Genomic DNA, 20158 nt, shown 5'->3' with positions numbered 1-20158 from the left:
TTTCGCCCGTTCCTCACGTCTTACGCTATATGGGTGAGGGGGAACGGGTGACCGAGGAGACTGAGGGCCGAAGGCGGGTGAGCCGCCGGTCTTTGCTGATCGCGGGTGCTTCGGGCCTCGGCATCGCCGGGCTCGCGGTGGGGAGCGCGACCGGTGTGGTGCCGTTCAACCAGGCGATGCAGCGGGCGCTCGGCGTCACGTCCTCGACGCCGGTCACCCAGCTGGGCAGCATGCGGGTGGAGAGGGTGTACTCGCACGCCCGCGGCCGGGAAGTGGACCTCGTTTTCCTGCTGCCGAGCAAGAAGCCCCCGGCGGGCCTGCCGATGTCGCTGATGCTGCACGGCCTGCACGGTTCCGCGCGTTCGGCGGCCCCGAGCGGTCTGCTGAAGCAGCTGGGCAGCGACGTCGCGCGCAAGGCCGTGCCCGCGTACGGCTTCGTCGCGGTCGACGGCGGCGACAACTACTGGCACCAGGTCCGCCCCGGCGACGACCCGATGGCGATGCTCCTGGAGGAAATCCCGCAGTGGCTGCGAGCCCGCGGTTTCGGCGGCACGGACGGCGTGCCGTTCGCCTGCGCCGGAGTCTCGATGGGCGGCTTCGGAGCGCTCCTGTACGCCCGCCGCCGAGCCGAACGCCGCCAGCCGCCCGCCGCGGTCGCCGCGATCGCGCCGGCGCTGATCACGTCGTGGCCGGAAATGGCGAAACGCCGCATTTTCACCGGCATGGCGGATTGGACGTCGCTGGATCCGCTGCGCCACCAGTCCGCTTTGCAGGGCATTCCGACGGCGGTTTACTGCGGCACCGAGGACCCGTTCATCACCGGGGTGCGGCGGTATATCGCGGAAACGCGGCCGGCCATCGGGTACACGGCGCACGGGAAACACAGCGACACGTTTTTCCGGACCACGGTGCCCAGCATGGTGGGGTTCTTGGGGAAGCACTTGCGGCAGAAGGCTTGAGCCTGCCGGTCTCGTGAGCGTGGCTCACGGGCCAAACCGGAATGCCGGAATGCCACGCCCCAGTGGTCGTGCGCCAGAAGTCAGCGGCAGCCCCGCATTCGCCTGAGACAAATACGCCGCCGCGCGGAATCAAAAGGCAAGGGCGTCAGAGCATTACGAGACCCAACGGGCCATAACCGACATCACCCAGAACCCCACCATCGCCGCCAGCGCCATCAGCAGCGACCAGCGCAATTGCTGCGCCCGGGTCTCCGCCGAGCGCAGGCGGCGCAGGAACAGCCACGACACCACGAACTCCGGGATCGGCAGCAGCGGCAGCGCTGAGAGCCGGGTGCCGACCGCGACCAGGCACACCAGCGTGCACAGCGCGAGCATGATCTCGGACGCGCGGAGCAGCCACGGGAAGCGCGTCAGCACGGACGCGGCGACCCGCTCGCTCAGCTCCACGAGGCCGACCGGAGCGGCGGGAGGCTCGGTTTCGACGGGTACCGCTTCGCCGGGGCCGGCAGTGTCGTCCCCCCGGGGTGCGGTCAGCGGCACGGTTGTCATCCTGTCCATTATCGCGCCTGCCGCCGACACCCGGGCAGCCGACTCCTGCTAACGCCCGGCGGGCCGCCGGGTCAGGCCGACTTCTCGCCGCGCTCGCTGCGGGTGCGGCGCGACGGCTGGCGAGCCACGATCGTGGGGTTGACGTTCTCCCGCACGGTCTGCTCGGTGATCACGACCTTCGCCACGTCCTCGCGGCTCGGGATGTCGTACATGACCGGCTGGAGGACTTCCTCCATGATCGCGCGCAGGCCGCGGGCGCCGGTGCCGCGGAGCACGGCCTGGTCGGCGATGGCCTCGAGCGCGGTCTTGGTGAACTCCAGCTCGACGTTGTCCATCTCGAAGAGCTTCTTGTACTGCTTCACCAGCGCGTTGCGCGGCTGCGTCAGGATCGAGACGAGCGATTCCTTGTCCAGGTGGTTCACCGTCGCCACGACCGGGAGCCGGCCGATGAACTCCGGGATCAGCCCGAACTTGATCAGGTCCTCCGGCATGGTCTCGGAGAACACGTCGCTGCCCTCGATCTCGGCCTTGGTGCGGATCTCCGCGCCGAACCCGAGGCCGCGCTTGCCGACCCGCTCGTTGATGATCTTTTCCAGCCCGGCGAACGCGCCCGCGACGATGAACAGCACGTTCGTGGTGTCGATCTGGATGAACTCCTGGTGCGGGTGCTTGCGCCCGCCCTGGGGCGGCACCGACGCGGTGGTGCCCTCGAGGATCTTCAGCAGCGCCTGCTGCACGCCCTCGCCGGACACGTCGCGGGTGATCGACGGGTTCTCGCTCTTGCGGGCGATCTTGTCGACCTCGTCGATGTAGATGATGCCGGTCTCGGCGCGCTTGACGTCGTAGTCGGCCGCCTGGATCAGCTTCAGCAGGATGTTCTCGACGTCCTCGCCGACGTAGCCGGCTTCGGTGAGCGCGGTGGCGTCGGCGATCGCGAACGGGACGTTCAGCAGCTTCGCCAGCGTCTGCGCGAGATAAGTCTTGCCGCAGCCGGTGGGCCCGAGCATCAGGATGTTGGACTTGGCCAGCTCGACCGGCTCGTCCTTGGAGTCCTTCGGCCCGGACTTGTCGTCGGCCTGGATCCGCTTGTAGTGGTTGTACACCGCGACCGCGAGCGTCTTCTTCGCCTCGTCCTGGCCGATGATGTACTGCTCGAGGAACTCGTGGATGTCGGCGGGCTTCGGCAGCTCGTCGAGCTTCACGTCGCCGGCTTCGGCCAGCTCCTCTTCGATGATCTCGTTGCAGAGGTCGATGCACTCATCGCAGATGTAGACCCCGGGCCCGGCAATGAGCTTCTTCACCTGCTTCTGGCTCTTGCCGCAGAAAGAACACTTCAGCAGGTCGCCGCCGTCACCGATCCGTGCCATGGCCGTTGACCTCGTCCCCTCCGGTGCGCGGGGCGCACCTGCACAACTGGATGGCGGCCCCGGGACTGCCAGCCGTTCCCGGAACCCGCACGCATTGCCATCGACGGTACCCGTCCGAAGGCGCGGTCGGGAACACCCGACCCCTTCGGGCACGTCGACGACCGACAGTAGACCAGCGGACCGGTGCGCGTCGCGGATTCGCCGCGCACCGGCCCGTCGCGGTCAGTTCGCCGAGGCCTTCCGGTACGGGAGCACCTCGTCGATCAGGCCGTAGGCCTTGGCCTCCTCGGCGGTGAGGATCTTGTCCCGCTCGATGTCGGCCTTGATCTCGTCCGGTTCCTTGTTCGTGTGCTTCGCCAGGATGACCTCCATCTGGCGGCGCACGCGCTGGATCTCGTTGGCCTGGATCTCCAGGTCCGAGACCTGCCCGTAGGTGCCCTCGGTGGCCGGCTGGTGGATCAGCACGCGCGCGTTCGGCAGCGCCATGCGCTTGCCCGGCGTGCCCGCCGCCAGCAGCACCGCGGCGGCCGAGGCGGCCTGGCCGAGGCACACGGTCGAGATGTCCGGGCGGATGTACTGCATGGTGTCGTAGATCGCCATCAGCGACGTGAACGACCCGCCCGGGGAGTTGATGTAGATGCTGATGTCGCGGTCCGGGTCCTCGTGCTCGAGGTGCAGCAGCTGGGCCATCACGTCGTTGGCCGACGCGTCGTCCACCTGCACGCCGAGGAAGATCGTCCGCTCCTCGTACAGCTTGTTGTACGGGTTGGACTCCTTCACGCCGTAGCTGGTGCGCTCGACGTAGGACGGGAGGATGTACCGCGACTGGGGAGTCTGCGGGGCCCGGAAGTCACCCGGGAGCCGGAAGTTGCTCATGACGCTCTCCTGTGTGCTTGCGGGCTCAGTTGCTCGAGTTCATGCCGCTGTCGCGGGTCAGCACGTGGTCGACGAAGCCGTAGTCCTTCGCCTCCTGCGCGGTGAACCAGCGGTCGCGGTCGCCGTCCTTGATGATCTGCTCGGTGGTCTGCCCGGTCTGCTCGGCGGTGATCCGCGCCAGCTCCTGCTTCCACTTGTTGAACAGGTCCGCCTGGATCGCGATGTCGGAGGCGGTGCCGCCGACGCCCGCGGACGGCTGGTGCATCAGGATGCGCGCGTGCGGGAGCGCGTAGCGCTTGCCGGGGGTGCCCGAGGACAGCAGGAACTGCCCCATCGAGGCCGCCATGCCCATCGCGTAGGTCGCCACGTCCGGGCGGATCAGCTGCATGGTGTCGTAGATCGCGAACCCGGCCGTCACCGAGCCGCCCGGCGAGTTGATGTAGAACCGGATGTCCGATTCGGCGTCGTCCGCGTCGAGCAGCAGGAGCTGCGCGGTGAGCCGGTTGGCGACCTCGTCGTTGACCTCGGAGCCGAGAACGACGATGCGCTCCTGGAGCAACCGCTCGAACACCGAGTCGGCGAGGTTGAGCCCCGCGGTGCCGGTCCGCCCCTCGGGCATGTGCTGCTTCACGTCTGCCTGCCTTTTCACCGGCGGCGGGCCGCCTGTGAGAGCCGCGCCGCCGCTGTCGTGTTCATGCTTGAGATCTTGCAACCGACCCTAACGAACTTGGGCGGTGCAGAATGCCTGACACCGCCCAAGTTCGCTCACAGCTTTACTCGGCGGGGGTCGCCGCCGCTTCTTCGGTGACCTGCGTCTCCTCGGCGGGGGCTTCTTCGTCCGCGCCGAACAGCTCGCTGAGGTCGACCTCCGCCCCGGACGCGTCCTTCACCGTGGTGCCGCGCACGACGGAGGCGAGCGCCTTGCCGCGGCGGACGTCGGCGTAGATGGCGGTCAGCTGGCCGGACTGCTGGGCCCGCTGCACGTACTCGTCCGGGCTGACGCCGAAGCGCTGCGCCTGGTAGATGATCCGCTCGGTGAGCTCGCCGTCGTTGACCGAGGTCTTCTCCTTGTCGGCGATGGTGTCCAGCAGAAGCTGCGTGCGGACGGCCTTCTCCGACTCCTCCTTGACCTCGGCGTTGAACTCCTCGAGGGTGCGCCCCTCGGCCTCGAGCGCCTTGGCGAACTTCTCCTCGTCGTGGTCGAACGGGTGGACCGCGTCGTGCTTGCGGTTCTCGATCTCGGCCTCGACGACCTTCTCCGGCAGCGGCACCTCGGTGCGCTCGAGCAGGATCTCGAGGACCTTGTCGCGCGCCTGGACGCCCTGCTGCATCTTCTTGACGCGGCCGAGGCGGGTGCGCAGGTCCTCGCGCAGCTCGTCGATCGTGTCGAACTCGCTCGCCAGCTGGGCGAACTCGTCGTCGGCCTCGGGCAGCTCGCGCTCCTTGACCGACTGCACGGTGACGGTGACCTCGGCGTCCTGGCCGGCGAACTCGCCCGCGACCAGCTTGGTGGTGAACACCTTGGTCTCGCCGGCGGTGGCCCCGACGATCGCCTCGTCGATGCCGTCCACGAGCTGGCCGGAGCCGATCTCGTAGGACAGGCCGGTGGTGGAGGCCTCTTCGACGGCCTTGCCGTCGACGGTGGCCGAGAGGTCGATCGACACGAAGTCGCCGGTCTGGGCCGGGCGCTCGACGCCGGTCAGGGTGCCGAAGCGGGCGCGCAGCTCGTCGAGCTGCTCGGCGACCTCGTCGTCGGTGGTCTCGACGTCGTCGACGCTGATCTCGAGGCCGGCGAGGTCGGGCAGCTCGATCTCCGGCCGCACGTCGACCTCGGCGCTGAACTCCAGCACCTCGCGGTCCTCGAGCTTGGTCACCTCGAACTCGGGCTGGCCGAGCGTCCGGACCTCGCCCGCGCGGACGGCCTCGATGTACTTGGCCGGGATGGCCTCGTTGACGACCTCGTCGAGCACCGGCGCGCGGCCGATCCGGCTTTCCAGGACGCGAGCGGGGACCTTGCCGGGGCGGAAACCGGGGACGCGCACCTGCTGGGCGATCTTCCGGTAGGCGGCGTCGAAGTTCGGCTTGAGCTCGTCGAACGGCACCTCGACATTGATCTTCACTCGCGTCGGGCTGAGCTGCTCGACGGTGCTCTTCAAGGTCTTCTCCTCGAGCGGTAAACGATGGGGGCGGACAGTCCCTCGGGACCGCCCCGGTCACCTGCTGACCGGGATATCCGAGTCTAGGCCAGAGGCTTGACAAGACTGGCTGCGGGGCACCCCGCCAGCGTCTCGATCAGCGGAGGCCCTCGGAGACCCGTAGCGTTCGGGCCGTGGTTTCCGGGCAGCAGAGCGAAGGTCCGGCCGCCGCCGCCGCGCGGCTCACCGGATTCAAGGCAGTCTCACAGGGCTCCTCGGGTACGCTCAGCGAGATCACCCTAACGGACGGTAGCCAAACTTTCGACACAGTGGTCAAACGCGGCCACGCTCCCCGCGCGACCCGCGCCGAAGCAGCCGGACTGCGCTGGCTAGCCGAAGCGAACGCCGTCCGAATCCCCCGGGTGCACGCCGCGGACGACACCTGGCTGGTCCTGGACCGGGTAACGGAGAGCACGCCAGCGCACGCCGAAGAATTCGGCCGAAACCTGGCCCGCCTGCACGCGGCCGGAGCCCCCGCGTTCGGCTCCCCTCCGCCAGACGGCTTGACCGACGCGTGGATCGGAACCGCCCCGATGCGCAACACCCCAGCCGACTCGTGGCCGGAGTGGTACGCCGAAGACCGAATCCTCCCGTACGTCCGAATGGCCTCCGAAATCCTCGACCCGGCGGTCTTCGAACGAGCCTGCGCGCGAATCCCGTCGGTAACGGGCCCTCCAGAACCCCCGGCCCGCCTGCACGGAGACCTGTGGAGCGGCAACGTCCTGTGGGACGCGACCGGCGCGGTCCTGATCGACCCGGCCGCCCACGGCGGTCACCGAGAAACAGACCTGGCCATGCTGCACCTCTTCGGCTGCCCGCACCTGGACCGGATCATCGCCGCCTACGACGAATACGCCCCCCTCGCAGACGGCTATCGAGAACGGATCCCCCTGCACCAGCTCTTCCCGCTCCTGGTGCACACCGTCCTCTTCGGACGCGCCTACGCCGGACAAGCAACCGCGGCCGCACGCTCCCTGGGCTGACCGAGCCACCTGCCTGAGCCACCCCACCGGGGCGCTAGCCCCGCCCTAAAACCGCCGCCGATGCACCCAAAAGGGAGGCACCCGGCCCTCCAACCGCAACCGCTGCACCCAAAAAGCGAGGCACCCAGCCCCTCCCCCGCCCCCGATACAAAGCCGCCCTGCGGTTCGGGGGTGCTTGTCAAGGCATCTTTCCCGCCTTGACAAGCACCCCCGAACCGTCAGCACAATGAAAAATCGGGGTGCCCCACGCAACCACTAACCGGCAATGTCGCCCGCCAGGGCGACGAGCCGAACCACAGCCCCCTCACAGCACCCACACATCACCCCCACACCCACCCGCCGCACCCTCGACCCATGCCCGCCCGCGCAAAGCCCCCTCCCCACCGGGGCCAGCACTCCCTGCGCGCCAAGCTCACCCTCTCCGCGATCACCCTCCTCTCCCTGGTCTGCCTGACCATCGGCGTGATCAGCGAACTGGCCCTCCGCACCTTCCTCCTGGCCCAAACCGACACCCAGCTCTCCGCAGCCGCCTCCCGCGCCCTGGACTACGCGACCCACCCAGCCCCTCCCGACGACCGCACCCCGCTCGACGCCCCCGGCCAAGGCGCGGGAACGATCACCGCCCACTTCTCCGCAGACGGCGCCGACGGCACCGGCGGCTGGCTCTCCCCGCACGGCCAGCGCCTGCCCCTCGCCGAAGACGAACTGGCCGCCCTCCAAGACCTCCCCGCCGACGGCCGCCCCTATACCCGAGCCCTCGGCACCCTCGGCGACTACCGCCTGACCGCCTTCCCAGTCCCCGACGGCGTAGTCATCACCGGCGTCCCCCTGGCCCCCATGCAGCAGACGCTCCTCACCGTCGGCCTGATCCTCTTCGGCGTAGCCGCCGCCGGAGTAACCGGCGCGGCATTCCTGGGCGCCTTCGCCGTCCGCCGAACCCTCCGGCCCCTGGAACGCGTCGCCGAAACCGCCTCCCGAGTCTCCGAACTCCCGCTGGACCGAGGCGACGTCGACCTGTCCGTCCGAGTCCCCGTCGAAGACACCGATCCCCGCACCGAGGTCGGCCAGGTCGGCGCGGCGCTGAACCACATGCTCGGCCACATCTCCTCCGCTCTCGAAGCCCGGCACGCCAGCGAACTCCGCGTCCGCCGCTTCGTCGCCGACGCCAGCCACGAACTCCGCACCCCGCTCGCCGCCATCCGCGGCTACGCCGAACTCGCCGGACGCTCCGGCAGCCACGCCCCGCCGGACGTCGCGCACTCGATGTCGCGGATCGAGTCCGAAGCAGACCGCATGACGGCCCTGGTCGAAGACCTCCTCCTGCTCGCCCGCCTGGACGCGGGCCGTCCGCTCGACGCGGCCGAAGTCGACCTGACCCGCTTGGTCGCGGACGCGGTCGGCGACGCGCACGTGGCCGGCCCGCACCACGTCTGGCAGCTCGCGCTGCCGGACGAACCGATCCTCGTGCTGGGAGATGTCCAACGGCTGCACCAGGTTTTGGCCAATCTGCTCGCGAACGCCCGCGTCCACACGCCGCCCGGCACGACGGTGGTCACCACCCTCACGCGAGCCGCGGACGGCAGCGCCGTAGTGACGGTGACCGACAACGGCCCAGGCATCCCGCCGGAGCTGCAGCCAGCGGTGTTCGAACGCTTCGCGCGCGGAGATTCGTCCCGGTCCCGGGCAGCCGGTTCGACCGGCCTGGGCCTGGCGATCGCCTCCGCCGTGCTGGCCGCACACGACGGCGCCATCGCGATGCGCAGCCGCCCCGGCCAGACGGAATTCTCCGTGCGGCTTCCGATCGCGGTTCCGGCGCAGCGCACTCCACGCATGGCCGACCGCAAGTTCCACAGCGGGCACACAGGGTAGGCACATCCCGGCTCCAGGTCGCGCCGCGAGGCTGTCCCGGTTGTTCGGAGACGAGCTGCCAGCCCGGTGGCGAGAACCACCGAGTGACCACAGTGGACGGTCTCCCGGGGTATGACCTGACGGCCTGATTCGCAGTCACACAGCGCAGGCACAGGAGCACCACAAGGTGGCCAAAGCCCGGCAGACGACGGTGAACGCATGAACGCCACCGCCCCCTCCCGCAGCGGCGCCCCGCGGCCCGGGACGACTCCGGTCGGCCTCGGCGGCCCGCATCCCGTCCTCGACGTCGTCATCCCGGTCTACAACGAGGAGTCCGGCCTCGAACCGTGCGTCCGCAGATTGCGGGCGCACCTCGCCGAACGCGCCGGGTACCCGTACCGGATCACTGTCGCGGACAACGCGAGCACCGACAAAACCCTTGCCGTGGCCGAAGAACTGGCCCGCGAGTTTCCCGAGGTCGAGGTGCGCCACCTGGACGAGAAGGGCCGCGGCAACGCGCTGCAGGCCGTCTGGTCCTCTTCGGACGCCGCCGTGCTCGCGTACATGGACGTGGACCTGTCCACCGACCTCGCCGCGCTCGATCCGCTTGTCGCGCCGCTGTTGTCCGGACATTCGGACGTCGCGATCGGCAGCCGGCTCGCCCGCGGCGCCCGGGTGGTGCGCGGGCCGAAGCGGGAGTTCCTTTCCCGCTGCTACAACCTGCTCCTCCGCGGCACGCTGGCGGCGCGGTTTTCCGACGCGCAATGCGGATTCAAGGCGATCCGCGCCGACGTCGCCCGCGCGCTGCTCCCGCACGTGCGCGACACCGGCTGGTTTTTCGACACCGAACTGCTCGTGCTCGCCCAGCGCGCCGGGCTGCGGATCCACGAGGTGCCGGTCGACTGGGTCGACGACCCGGACTCGTCGGTCGACCTCGTCGCGACCGCCGCCGCGGACCTCAAAGGCATCGCCCGGGTCACGCGCGCGACCCTCACCGGCGAGATCCCCGTGCGCCGGCTGCGCGAACAGCTCGGCCGCGAACCGATCGGCGTGGAGGCCCCCGGAGTGTCCCCGAGCCTGGTCAAGCAACTCGTGCGGTTCGCCGCGGTCGGCGTCGCCAGCACCGTCGCGTACCTGCTGCTTTTCCTGCTGCTGCGGACGATGGCCGGCGCGCAGGCGGCCAACTTCACCGCGCTGCTCGTCACCGCCGTCGCGAACACCGCGGTGAACCGGCGCGTGACGTTCGGCGTCCGCGGCCGGGCCGGAGCCGGGCGGCACCAGTTCGAAGGGCTGCTCGTGTTCGGCCTCGGGCTGGCGCTGACCAGCGGTTCGCTCGCGCTGCTCAACCACACCACCCATCCCGGGCTCGTCCTGGAGACGACCGTGCTCGTGCTGGCGAACCTCGCCGCCACGGTGCTCCGTTTCCTGCTGCTTCGGGGCTGGGTCTTCAATCCGCGCCGTACCGCGAAGGAGTCGTCTTGAGCACTGTCCTGTCCGCCCGGCCCGCCGCCCCGGATCGCGCGCGGGCGCGCTGGGTCCGCCCGTCGGTGTTCGGCCTGCTGGCGCTCACCGCGGTGCTGTACTTCTGGAATCTGACCGCTTCCGGGTTCGGCAATTCGTTCTACGCCGCGGCCGTGCAATCGGGCACGCAAAGCCTGAAGGCGTGGCTGTTCGGTTCGCTGGACGCCGGGAACGTGCTCACTGTCGACAAACCGCCTGCCGCGTTGTGGGTCGAGACGGCCTTCGCGCGGGTTTTCGGGTTCTCCAGCTTCACCGTGCTCGCCCCGCAGGCGCTGATGGGCGTCGGCTCGGTCGGGTTGCTGTACCTGACTGTGCGCCGGGTTTCCGGGCCGCTGCCGGGGTTGTTGGCCGGGGCGATGCTGGCGCTGACGCCGGTCGCCGCGTTGATGTTCCGCTTCAACAACCCGGACGCGTTGCTGGTGCTGTTGCTGATCGCCGGTGCGTACTGCACGGTGCGGGCGGTCGAGCAGGCCAGCCCTCGGTGGCTGGTTTTCGCTGGCGTGGCAATCGGTTTCGGGTTCCTGACGAAGATGATGCAGGCGTTCCTGGTGCTGCCCGCGTTCGCACTCGCGTACCTGGTCGCCGCGCCAACCGGCCTGGGGAAACGGTTGCTGCACTTGGTTTACGCCGGGCTCGCGGTGCTCGGATCGGCGGGCTGGTTCGTGGCGCTAGTGGAGATCTGGCCGTCGGCTTCGCGGCCGTACATCGGCGGGTCGACCGGGGACAGCCTGCTGGAGCTGGCCCTCGGGTACAACGGGCTCGGGCGGATCTTCGGCGGGCAGGGCAACGGCGGTGGCGGTGTCGTCGGCGGCGGGACGGGCGGCGGGAACACCGCGTTCGGCGGCAGTTCCGGCCTCGGGCGGATGTTCGGCGCGAGCTTCGGCGCCGAGATCTCGTGGCTCCTGCCTGCCGCGCTGATCGGGCTGGCGGCCGGGTTGTGGTTCACCCGGCGGGCCGCGCGCACCGACCGGACCCGGGCGTCGCTGCTGGTCTGGGGCGGGTGGCTGCTCGTGACCGGGCTGGTGTTCAGCTTCATGAGCGGCACCGTGCACCCGTACTACGCGGTGCAGCTCGCGCCCGCGATCGCCGCGCTGGTCGCGATTTCCGGGCAAGCGCTGTGGCGCGGCCGGGTGCATACCGCACGGCGGATGGTGCTGGGCGGGATGATCGCGGCGACCGCGGTGTGGGACTTCATCCTGCTGGACCGGACGCCGGACTGGTTTCCTTTGCTGCGCTGGATAATCGTGGGTCTGGGGTTGCTCGTGAGCACTGTGGTGGTGGTCGGAGTCCCGCGCGTGCGGACCGTCTTCGCGGTGGCGGTCGTGCTGACGCTCGGGATCGGCACCGCCGGGTATGCCGTGGAGACGGTTTCGTTGCCGCACAATGGTTCCATCCCGGCTTCAGGTCCGCGTACCGGCTTGCGCGACTTCGGCATGCTGGACGAGACCAGCGGCGCCGTCGGCCAGCTATTGGGCGGCACGACGACGAAGTGGGCCGCCGCGACGACCGGATCGCAGTCGGCGGCGAGCCTCGAACTGGCCAGCGGCAAGTCCGTGATCGGCATCGGCGGCTGGAGCGGCAACGATCCGGCCCCGACGCTGGAGGAGTTCAAACAGTACGTCGCGGCGGGCGAGGTGGCGTACTACGTGGACGGCGGCCGGGCCGGCGAGTCGAACGACATCGCCGAGTGGGTGGCCGCGAACTTCGCCGCGACCACGATCGGTGGCGAAACTGTTTACCAGCTCACCCGGTAGGTCCGGAAATCCTCAGCCTCCTCCCAGGAACGAGGCGCATTCTGGAGAGCACGGAGAGTCGTCCGCCGCGAACGTCCGGGAGGTCACGATGGCCGGATACCCACGCTGGCACACCGCGAGCGAGCAGGGGCCGCGCGAGCGCAACGCCGACGCGGTGAGCGCCTACGCGGCCGCCGGAGCACGCGGAATCACCTTCGCGCTCGCCGACGGCGTCGGGGACGACCCCGGCGCCGGGCGGGCCGCCCAGGTCGCCGCCGCGGCCGCCGCGCGCACGCCGGTCGAATCCGGCCCGGTCACGGCGATTTTGGCGGCCCAGCAAGCAGTTCGCCGCCTGGGCGGCACCGGAGACGCGGTTCTCGTGGTGGCGATGCCCTTCGCCGGCGGATACCGGATCGCGTGGGTCGGCGACGCGCGAGCGTACTCGTGGGACGGGTCGATGATCCACAAACTCACGCAGGACCACACGATGGCGGAGTACTTCCGGTCGCGGCACCAGCCGTACTCGCCGCGGATGGAGCACCTGGTGACCACGAGCGTCCGCACGACGAAACCGGAGGAGATCGGCACGACGGAAGCCCCGAGCGGCGGCCTCCTGCTCACCAGCGACGGAGTGCACAAGGTCCTGCCGCCCGCGACGATCGACGAAATCCTCGCCGACCCGGCCCGCGGCGCCTCGGCGTTGGTCGCGACCGCCATCGCCCTGGGCGGCCGTGACAACGCGACGGCGCTGTTCGTGGAAGCCCCGGACGTGGCCGCACTGGCCACCGAGAGGTTTCCGACGGCCGCCTGAGCGAGGTCAGGCGCGCTCGCGTTTCAGGTTCCGGTACTCGCGATAGACGAGCACGATGATCACCGCGTCGAGCGCTGCGAAGAACGGCAGCGCGATCGAATGCGTTTCGAAGGCGCGGTAAATCTCGTACACGACGAACGCGGCGAGCACGACCATCGCGACCGGATAGGCGCGCACCCACTTGCGCGCGAGCGCCCACACGAGGCCGAGCTTGAGCAACCCGTGGGCCAGCAGGTACGCGACGGCGAACGTCTTGGTGCCCCCTCCGGCGAAGTGCTCGGCCGCGGACTCGAGATGCCGCGCGAGCGTGCCGGAGGGGTCGCCCAGCAGGTCGCGGGTGATGATCGCGTTGACGACCCCGGTGACGACCGTCGCGGGGATGAACGCCAGGATCAGCGCCCCGATCAGCTGGAGGGCTCCGTCGAGGCCCTTCAGCGTGATCGCGATCTTGAACAGCCGCTCGGTGGAACGGGTGGAGGTCTCCTCGCTCATCGGTACAGGAAACCGGAAAAGGCCCGAGGCCGCTGGGTTGACGGCCGGGTTTCGGACGGCTGATCCGGTTTGTGCGGCCTGGTGGGCGCCTCCTTTCGCGCGGCCCCATGGTTCCGGCACCCGGCTCGGGTCGCAGGCTGCTGGTACTTATCCCGCAGCTCCAATCTCGCGGCACAACCCACGCCGAGCGGTTCGCTCACCGACACTCCCCTGGCGGCACCTGATCCCCGTTCGCGTAGCCCTTCATTCGCGAAGCATCGCCGCACCGCCCTTGCTCTGGCATTCCGCGCACCGCGCGTACCGTTTCGTGTGATCGTGCGGATCCCGCCCGAACACCGGAAAACACGCGGCTCCGCACAGCCCGAGATACACCGGCCCGCAGCGAAGCGGACGGCGTCCGACCTGATGCGCGAGCCGCGCCGCGTTCGCCGGCGCGCCCGCCTGCGGCAGCCAGCCGTGCGCGGGCAGGCTCGCCAGGACGGTCTCGTTCAGGTGATCGGCCCGCCGGATCAACGCCCGGCCGAGGTCGAGAAGCCGCTCGCCGAGATCCCGCACCGCGTCCGGGCGCGGACATCGTTCGTCGAGCGCCCGGGTCAGGAAGGTGAGATCGAGGGCCAGGGTGGCCTGCAGGTCGCGAATCCAGGTGACCAGCTCGGGACCGGTGAGCCCGACCGCCGAATTGCGCTGCTCCGGGAGCCTGCTCCAGTGCCCGGTCATGCGCCGGTCCTCGCGAGTGCCCTGCCGCCCGCGCGGGCTCCCACTGCGCTGAACGCCCGCCACGACCCCGAACTGGGTGCTCCGACTGCCAACTCTCGAACCGGAGCCACTTCCCAACGCGTCGCCAGCCGCAACGCCGGTACCAGCCTGGGCTCCACCGCTGGCGGTATCGGCACCACTCCGTGCTCCCGCCACGGCGTCAACGTCCAGCGCTCCGAGGCAGCTGCCCCGTCCGGCACCGCCGCGATCCGCGCGCGCGAGGCCGTCACCGCACTGCTCACGCCAGGCACCGTTCTTCGCTCGAGCGGTCCTGTCCCTGGAGGCGGCGCCATTCGTCCGCGCATTCAAGGCACGTCGGATCGAACCAATGCCCGCCGAGCTGCGGCACGTCCCGCCGGGCGACCGTGACTTCCGCTCCGCACAGCGCGGTGAACGTTTCGCCGGGTCGCGGCGCGAACGGTCCGTCCAGTGCGTGCCGTTTTCCTTCCGCCTGCTGCCATCTGAACACCGGACTCCTCCCCTTGTGGTGCTTGGAGTCACATTTGGGATGTCGCCGCCGCGTAACGCAAGCCCCCGTTCCGGGTGATCATCGGAACCGGGTTTTTCCTGCGGCCACAAGGACTTTCCGCGTCCGTCCGGCGACTGGACGCGGGTTACCGACGGGTTAGCTGTCACCAGGTGGTGACACCCCCGGAGGGCGGACGCCGCCGCGGCGGTTACGGCACCGGTGCTGCCTCAGCGATGCGAGGCGCGGCAGCAGCCACGGCGCCGCGAGGGGGAAGAGCGGCGGGCGTCCGTACGGGCATCACCTCGCTTTCGGGAGTGCGGTCGCCGTCATGACTGCTGTTGCCAAGCGCATACGCAACCCCCGCGCGAGGGTTGTCACACGACCGTGGCGCTAAAAGCCAGGATGCGGACCCGATCTCGCCACGATGGTGTGGTGGACGACTCAGGCGCTTTCGGATCGGCCACGCCCCCGTGCCGTGCTCCGGCCAGGCACCGGGCAAGGTCCGCCGCACTCCTTGGCTGTCCGCCAGCGCCAGCCGCCGGAGTCGGACCCGGAATCACGCCACTGTCGTGCGGCTGATCAACACGTCGAGACCCGGTCCGGTCAGGTCGTCCGCCGCCGCGCGACGGCCTGCCAGGGCTAGCAGCAGGGCCTCTGCCGGGCCGCGGACTTCGATGCCGTTTCCGGACGTCCAGTCCACGTCCGTCGCCACCGCGCGCAAGCCGGTCAGCCGCCGCGACACTCCGAGCGGCGGCGCGCGCAGCGACAGTTCCAGCGCCCGGCGCAGCCGCGCCGCCGGGATCGTCCGCGGCAGTCCCAGCGGGCGGCGGATGTCCTGCTGATGGATGAGGCCGTCGAGAAATCCGATCATTCCGCCGAACTTGCCCAGGAGCCGTCCCGGTTGCGGGTGCCGTCGCAGGACGCCGATCAGCTCCTCCGGCGCGCGCACCCGGTACTCGGCGAGGCCGATCTCGTTGGCCCGCTTCAGCGACAGCCGGGCGCGGACGAGCCGTCGCGCCAGCTGGCGACCGCTCAGTTCGTCATAGCTCACGACGTGCGCGACGACCGAACGCACGTTCCAGCCGGCACACAGCGTCGGCTGCTCCCATTGCTCCGGCGCGAGGGTCTCCAGGAAGTCCGCGAAGTCGGCCCGTTCCTCGCGCGCCAGCGTCCGTACGTCCATGTCCTCCCCGTCCGCAGCGGACACTCACCGTAGCAGCGGCCCGGTCGCGTTCGCCGGGTCGATCAAGGTGGAGACCCCCAAAGTGGACCTCGGCGCATCTTCACCTGATCGGGTCGAATATGCGTGGCTTGATAACGTCCGGAATAGTTCGGCAGATCGCGAATACCCGTTTCCGGAAACACCAGGCAGGACGGCTCCGGCGAAGATTTTTCCGCCCCGGGTTAGCGCGATCGGCAGTGGGCATGCAAAGATGGCGTTGCCGCAGGCAGGAGGGGTTAAGAGGGTGGAATATTCCATTCCCCGGACGCCCGCCGCGGCCGCCGGAACCAGTTCCCCTCGGGGGCGGGCTGGGAACTGTGTTCCGGCACTTTTCCGGCGGACGAGAAAGGATGCGCAATGACCGTTCCTGGCGCGGAAAATGCAGGCCAGGCATACCGTCGGACAGAAGAATCGGACATCCGCGACGACAGACCGTATGCCGTCGCCGTGAGTCAACGCCCCGGCCGGGTGACCGTGACGTTTCACGAACCGGGCATGCCGCAGCCAGCTCCGGCGGCGCCCTCGCCGCGACCGTGCACCCGCCCGGCCTATCCGTCGTGGAAGACCGCGCGGACGTCGGTCGAACTGGCCGCGCGGCAGCCGGACGGCGGGACCCGGCCGTGGCAGCTGATCGCGCTCCTGCTGACGCTGCTCGCCGGGGCGACCGCGATCGTTTTCGCGACCGCCGGAGCCCCGGCCGGCCTCGCCACCGCGGGCGGAGTCGCCCTCGTACACGTCACCGGCGCGATGCTGCGCAAGCGGCACACCGCGAACCGGGACGCCTGACCACCCTCGAAGCGGACGCCGGCGGCGGCTTACGGCCGCCCGCGTTCTGCGCTCCCGGTGCCCGGCTGGGCAGAGCCGGGCACCGGGAGACGAGGGATATTCCGGACTTGGAGCCAGGGCCGCGCACTGGCCGCAGGCGACGGCGGGCGGGCGGCAAGACCGGCATCGGGATCGCTGCCGCGCGGAGGCGGGGAGGGCTCGCTCGTGCGGCTCGCGCTCAGCCCGGCTCCGGTTGACCCCGACCGCTCGGCTCGGGCTTGGCCGCCCGGCTCTGCTCGGGCTGGGGTCACTCGACACGGGCCGGGCCGTTCAGTTCGGCCCGGGCTGGCCACTCGGCATGGGCTGGCCACTCCGCATGGGCTGGGCCGCCGGCTTGCTTGGCCACTCGGCTCATTCCTGGCCGCCCGACATGCGCTTGGCCACTCGGCTCATTCCTGGCCGCCCGGCTCGGGCCTGACCGCTTGGCTCGCGCTTGGCTGCTCGACCCCGGCGTAGCTGCTCGACTCGGGCCTGGCCGCTCGGCGCGCGCTTGGCCGCTCGACCCCGGCGTGACCGCTCGATTCGCGCTGGACCACTCGGCACGGGCTTGGCCGCTCAACTCGGGTGGCCGCTCGGCACGGGCTTAGCCGCTCGGCTCGCGATTGGCTGCCACGCCGGTTGGCCCGCCTGATTCGGCCCGTCAGCCTGGGTCTGGCTCGGACCGCCCAGCCCGCACTCGCCGCTGTTCGCCCGCTTCGGCATGGTTCTATGCCCCAGGACAACTCGGCTCGAGCGGGATCGAGTCGGCCAGGCTCGACGTCGCCCGTTCGCCATGCCCCGCTCGGCTCGGCTCGGCTCGGCTCGGCTCGGCTCGGCTCGGCTCGGCTCGGCTCGGCTCGGCTCGGCTCGGCTCGGCTCGGCTCGGAGAAGCGTCCCCGCCGCCGAAGATCCGCGCCCCGCTACCGAAGCAACGCAGGTCAAGCCGCCAATCCCAACGCAGCCGAGCGCGGCAACCGCAGACAGCCCACCGGCCCACCCCGGCCCACCCGTCCGCGCAGCATCACGAAGCGGCACAAGCGAAGCACCACCCACGCAGCCCACCGATCAACCGCTGAACAGGTATCACCAGCCACAGAACCCCCAACCCCCGAAAAGCCACGAAAAAAGCAACCCCCACCCACAACCCCAACGAAATCCGCACCACCAATTCAGAATTGCACGTGCGAAAGCATTCCCGAATGCACGAGAAGTGTCCATTCAGGTGAAATCCCCGACGCACAGCGCCAGAGATCGACCAGCCCACTACCCTCAGGAATATTCCGAGCACATTCCGTACTCCGCGGAATATTCCAATTCGCCGACCGAATACGAGAAAACGAGGGGTTGCAGTGGACACCTACGACCCGCACGAGCGCCAGCACGCGCAGCCGACCGACGCGCGCCGTTTCCCGGCCGCTGGGCCTGGTGCGCGGTTCCCGGACCACGCCTGGCGGAAGCCGTCGGCTTGCGGGCCGAATTCCGGGAACTGCGTCGAGGTCAACCTGGCCGCGCACGGGATGGTCGGGGTGCGGGACAGCAAGAGCGGCGACTCTCCCGTCCTGGTCTTCGACCGGGGCGAGTGGGCCAGCTTCGTCGAGGCCGTGCGGCGCGGGGAATTCGACTGCTGACCAGGCACGACCGCGAAACGCCCCGCCGGAGCCGCCGTCCGGCGGTGGCGAACCTCGCGCAAAAAGGCGCCGACCCGGCGGGCCATCCCCCGGGTCGGCGCATTATCATCGGAGGTTCTCACATCGGCCCCTGGACGAAATGACGGAGCCCCTGGTGACCTCGCCGATCCGGCAACCGCCGCCCTCCCTGCGGACCCAGCGTTCCCGGCTGGGCTCCCGGATCCTCCGGTGGCGCACCGCACGCGGGCTGACCCAGGTCGAACTCGCCGACGGGATCGGCTGCAAACAGCCCAAGATCCAGAAGATCGAGTCCGGCAAGGCGGGCACCCGGCCCGAGGATCTCGAGCGGATCGTCGAGGTCCTCGGCATCCCGCCCGCCGAGGCCGACCAGCTGCGGGAACTCAACCAGGCCAACGATCCCTCCGCGCGCCGGGCCGAGCGCCGGATGATCACGCCGCAGTGGTTCCGCGAGATCCTGGAACGGGAACAGTCCGCCGCGGAAATCCTGAGCTGGACCGGCAATCGCATCCCGGGACTGCTCCAATCGGAGTATTACATGCTGGCCCAGTTCCAGGCCAGCCGCCAGGAGCGGGTCACCGACCGGGTCGCCGAACGCAAGGCGCGGCAACGGCTTTTCGACGCCTGCCCGGCTCCGCGGGCGGTCTTCATGCTGGAGTACAGCTGCATCGAGAAACTCGTCTACGGCACCAAGGCCAGCATCGCCACCGACCAGCTCGAGCACATGATCCGGCTCGTCGAAACGCATCCGTTCGTCGAGGTCCGGATCCTGCCGCGCGACGCCGCCGCGTACCCGGACGAGGATTTCACCATCCTGCGCTTCGCCCAGTCCGACCTTCCCGATTTCGCTTACCAGGAAAGCAAGGTCAAGCTCATCACCGTCCCGCGGAGCCAGGACGAGTTCGCCTCCTACGAGGAGTCGTGGGAAGCGCAGCTCGCCGCCACGCTGCCGCGCGAGGAATCCCTGCAGTACCTGAAGGAATGGGCGAGCCGCTGCGCGACCCCCGCCCGCTGACCGAAAAACCGAAGCACCGAACGAAAGGAACCCCCGCCGGTGGCCGACGAACCCTTCCCGCCTCCCGGGGTCGACCTCGACCACCCGAGCGTCGCGCGCGTATACGACTACTACCTCGGCGGCACCACGAACTGGACGATCGACCGGGAGTTCGCCGACGAGGTGATCCGCGAGTTCCCGCTGATCCGCCCGATCGCCAAGGCCAACCGGCTGTTCCTGCACCGGCTCGTGCGGCATCTGGTGAAAAAGGGCGTGCGGCAGTTCGTCGACATCGGCTCCGGCGTGCCGACGATGGGCCACGCGCACCAAGTCGCGGACGAACTCGCGCCGGGCGAGAGCCACGTCTGCTACGTCGACTACGAACCGGTCGCCGTCGCGCATTCGGAGACCCTGCTGCGCGAGTCGGGCGACCTCGACCGGCACGCGGTGATCCACGCCGACATGCGCGATCCGCGGCGGCTGTGGGACCAGATCGCCGCCACCGGCGTGATCGACGTCGAGAAACCGCTCGCGTTGCTGCTGATCGCGGTCCTGCACGTCCAGCAGCCGCCCGCCGAGGACAGCGGCAGCACCGAGGACCTCGGTCCGTCGATCGTCGCGCAGTACCGCGATCTCCTCGCCCCCGGCTCGTTCCTCGCGATCTCGCACATCACCGACCAGGGCGTGCCGTCCGACGTGGGCCCCGGGCTGGTCGAGCTGAAACAGCTGTACGACCGGTCGAGCAGCCCGGTGATCTGGCGGTCGCGCGAGGAGATCCAGGCGCTGTTCGGGTCGTTCGAGATGCTCGAACCGGGGCTGACCTGGACGCCGTCGTGGCATCCGGAGGAGTCCGGCGAAGGCGCGCCCCAGGTGGAATTCCCGACGCCGGCGCATTCGGTGATCCTCGCCGGGGCCGCGCGGAAACCGTGATTC

Annotated in this window: 19 protein-coding genes; 10 read left to right on the top strand and 9 right to left on the bottom strand. The window is 69.8% G+C overall.

What is annotated here, in order from left to right; genetic code table 11:
- Window positions 1–29: 29 nt before the first annotated feature.
- Entirely contained in the window at window positions 30–959 is a 930-nt protein-coding gene (locus F9C12_RS36605; protein ID WP_409463501.1) for an alpha/beta hydrolase, read from the top strand.
- A gap of 153 nt (window positions 960–1112) precedes the next feature.
- Here F9C12_RS36605 and F9C12_RS36600 read toward each other — a convergent pair whose 3' ends face one another.
- From F9C12_RS36600 to tig, 5 genes are all read right to left on the bottom strand, one after another.
- Window positions 1113–1508, bottom strand: a complete 396-nt coding sequence (locus F9C12_RS36600) for a hypothetical protein (RefSeq protein WP_409463500.1) — start codon at window positions 1506–1508, stop codon at window positions 1113–1115.
- A 71-nt stretch (window positions 1509–1579) separates the two neighbouring features.
- Window positions 1580–2875: an ATP-dependent Clp protease ATP-binding subunit ClpX gene (gene clpX / locus F9C12_RS36595; RefSeq protein WP_409186304.1), complete on the bottom strand. Its 1296-nt coding sequence runs from the start codon at window positions 2873–2875 to the stop codon at window positions 1580–1582.
- 222 nt (window positions 2876–3097) lie between these two features.
- A complete protein-coding gene (locus tag F9C12_RS36590) occupies window positions 3098–3751 on the bottom strand; it encodes an ATP-dependent Clp protease proteolytic subunit (protein WP_009081146.1) in 654 nt (217 codons plus the stop codon).
- A 25-nt stretch (window positions 3752–3776) separates the two neighbouring features.
- Window positions 3777–4382: a ClpP family protease gene (locus F9C12_RS36585; protein ID WP_409186303.1), complete on the bottom strand. Its 606-nt coding sequence runs from the start codon at window positions 4380–4382 to the stop codon at window positions 3777–3779.
- 142 nt (window positions 4383–4524) lie between these two features.
- Window positions 4525–5907 (bottom strand): trigger factor, encoded by a 1383-nt coding sequence (gene tig / locus F9C12_RS36580; RefSeq protein WP_409186302.1) that lies wholly within the window; start codon window positions 5905–5907, stop codon window positions 4525–4527.
- Between the two features lie 173 nt (window positions 5908–6080).
- On the opposite strand from tig, the gene F9C12_RS36575 reads away from it, so the two are divergent.
- From F9C12_RS36575 to F9C12_RS36555, 5 genes are all read left to right on the top strand, one after another.
- The gene (locus tag F9C12_RS36575; RefSeq protein ID WP_409463499.1) at window positions 6081–6929 is read left to right on the top strand and encodes a fructosamine kinase family protein; all 849 of its coding nucleotides are present in this window, start codon (window positions 6081–6083) and stop codon (window positions 6927–6929) included.
- A 354-nt stretch (window positions 6930–7283) separates the two neighbouring features.
- Window positions 7284–8798: a sensor histidine kinase gene (locus tag F9C12_RS36570; RefSeq protein ID WP_409463498.1), complete on the top strand. Its 1515-nt coding sequence runs from the start codon at window positions 7284–7286 to the stop codon at window positions 8796–8798.
- Between the two features lie 198 nt (window positions 8799–8996).
- Window positions 8997–10259 carry a glycosyltransferase gene (locus F9C12_RS36565; protein ID WP_409463497.1) on the top strand — a complete coding sequence of 421 codons (1263 nt, stop codon included), beginning with the start codon at window positions 8997–8999 and terminating at the stop codon, window positions 10257–10259.
- On the top strand, window positions 10256–12052 hold the full coding sequence (locus tag F9C12_RS36560) for an ArnT family glycosyltransferase (RefSeq protein WP_409463496.1): 1797 nt from the start codon (window positions 10256–10258) through the stop codon (window positions 12050–12052). Before F9C12_RS36565 ends, F9C12_RS36560 begins: the two co-directional genes overlap by 4 nt.
- An 88-nt stretch (window positions 12053–12140) precedes the next feature.
- Window positions 12141–12842, top strand: coding sequence for a PP2C family protein-serine/threonine phosphatase (locus F9C12_RS36555; RefSeq protein ID WP_409186297.1), 702 nt, complete (start codon window positions 12141–12143; stop codon window positions 12840–12842).
- Between the two features lie 6 nt (window positions 12843–12848).
- Here F9C12_RS36555 and F9C12_RS36550 read toward each other — a convergent pair whose 3' ends face one another.
- The 4 genes from F9C12_RS36550 to F9C12_RS36535 all read right to left on the bottom strand — a co-directional run bounded on the left by F9C12_RS36550 (window position 12849) and on the right by F9C12_RS36535 (window position 15742).
- Window positions 12849–13334: a DUF2127 domain-containing protein gene (locus F9C12_RS36550; protein ID WP_409463495.1), complete on the bottom strand. Its 486-nt coding sequence runs from the start codon at window positions 13332–13334 to the stop codon at window positions 12849–12851.
- A gap of 243 nt (window positions 13335–13577) precedes the next feature.
- A complete protein-coding gene (locus F9C12_RS36545; RefSeq protein WP_409186295.1) occupies window positions 13578–14051 on the bottom strand; it encodes a hypothetical protein in 474 nt (157 codons plus the stop codon).
- A 277-nt stretch (window positions 14052–14328) separates the two neighbouring features.
- Window positions 14329–14559 carry a zinc finger protein gene (locus F9C12_RS36540; RefSeq protein ID WP_409186294.1) on the bottom strand — a complete coding sequence of 77 codons (231 nt, stop codon included), beginning with the start codon at window positions 14557–14559 and terminating at the stop codon, window positions 14329–14331.
- Window positions 14560–15115: 556 nt separating this feature from the next.
- Complete coding sequence (locus F9C12_RS36535) at window positions 15116–15742, bottom strand: maleylpyruvate isomerase family mycothiol-dependent enzyme (protein ID WP_409186293.1); 627 nt, start codon at window positions 15740–15742, stop codon at window positions 15116–15118.
- Between the two features lie 486 nt (window positions 15743–16228).
- Between F9C12_RS36535 and F9C12_RS36530 the strand changes: the two genes are divergently transcribed.
- The 4 genes from F9C12_RS36530 to F9C12_RS36515 all read left to right on the top strand — a co-directional run bounded on the left by F9C12_RS36530 (window position 16229) and on the right by F9C12_RS36515 (window position 20155).
- On the top strand, window positions 16229–16567 hold the full coding sequence (locus tag F9C12_RS36530) for a hypothetical protein (protein WP_409463494.1): 339 nt from the start codon (window positions 16229–16231) through the stop codon (window positions 16565–16567).
- Window positions 16568–17934: 1367 nt separating this feature from the next.
- Window positions 17935–18213 (top strand): DUF397 domain-containing protein, encoded by a 279-nt coding sequence (locus F9C12_RS36525; protein WP_409186291.1) that lies wholly within the window; start codon window positions 17935–17937, stop codon window positions 18211–18213.
- A 139-nt stretch (window positions 18214–18352) separates the two neighbouring features.
- Window positions 18353–19246, top strand: a complete 894-nt coding sequence (locus tag F9C12_RS36520) for a helix-turn-helix domain-containing protein (protein ID WP_409186290.1) — start codon at window positions 18353–18355, stop codon at window positions 19244–19246.
- 39 nt (window positions 19247–19285) lie between these two features.
- On the top strand, window positions 19286–20155 hold the full coding sequence (locus tag F9C12_RS36515) for an SAM-dependent methyltransferase (RefSeq protein WP_409186289.1): 870 nt from the start codon (window positions 19286–19288) through the stop codon (window positions 20153–20155).
- Window positions 20156–20158 lie beyond the last annotated feature (3 nt).

It is taken from the genome of Amycolatopsis sp. GA6-003, from assembly GCF_046267895.1.
Lineage (GTDB): Bacteria > Actinomycetota > Actinomycetes > Mycobacteriales > Pseudonocardiaceae > Amycolatopsis.
Note: the sequence above shows the minus strand (reverse complement) of the source record. Positions and strands in the feature narration are given on the sequence as shown.

Coding starts and splice junctions, on each gene's coding strand:
- F9C12_RS36605 (WP_409463501.1), top strand. CDS start 30: ATGGGTGAGGGGGAACGGGTGACCGAGGAGACTGAGGGCCGAAGGCGG.
- F9C12_RS36600 (WP_409463500.1), bottom strand. CDS start 1,508: ATGACAACCGTGCCGCTGACCGCACCCCGGGGGGACGACACTGCCGGC.
- clpX (WP_409186304.1), bottom strand. CDS start 2,875: ATGGCACGGATCGGTGACGGCGGCGACCTGCTGAAGTGTTCTTTCTGC.
- F9C12_RS36590 (WP_009081146.1), bottom strand. CDS start 3,751: ATGAGCAACTTCCGGCTCCCGGGTGACTTCCGGGCCCCGCAGACTCCC.
- F9C12_RS36570 (WP_409463498.1), top strand. CDS start 7,284: ATGCCCGCCCGCGCAAAGCCCCCTCCCCACCGGGGCCAGCACTCCCTG.
- F9C12_RS36565 (WP_409463497.1), top strand. CDS start 8,997: ATGAACGCCACCGCCCCCTCCCGCAGCGGCGCCCCGCGGCCCGGGACG.
- F9C12_RS36555 (WP_409186297.1), top strand. CDS start 12,141: ATGGCCGGATACCCACGCTGGCACACCGCGAGCGAGCAGGGGCCGCGC.
- F9C12_RS36550 (WP_409463495.1), bottom strand. CDS start 13,334: ATGAGCGAGGAGACCTCCACCCGTTCCACCGAGCGGCTGTTCAAGATC.
- F9C12_RS36545 (WP_409186295.1), bottom strand. CDS start 14,051: ATGACCGGGCACTGGAGCAGGCTCCCGGAGCAGCGCAATTCGGCGGTC.
- F9C12_RS36535 (WP_409186293.1), bottom strand. CDS start 15,742: ATGGACGTACGGACGCTGGCGCGCGAGGAACGGGCCGACTTCGCGGAC.
- F9C12_RS36520 (WP_409186290.1), top strand. CDS start 18,353: ATGACGGAGCCCCTGGTGACCTCGCCGATCCGGCAACCGCCGCCCTCC.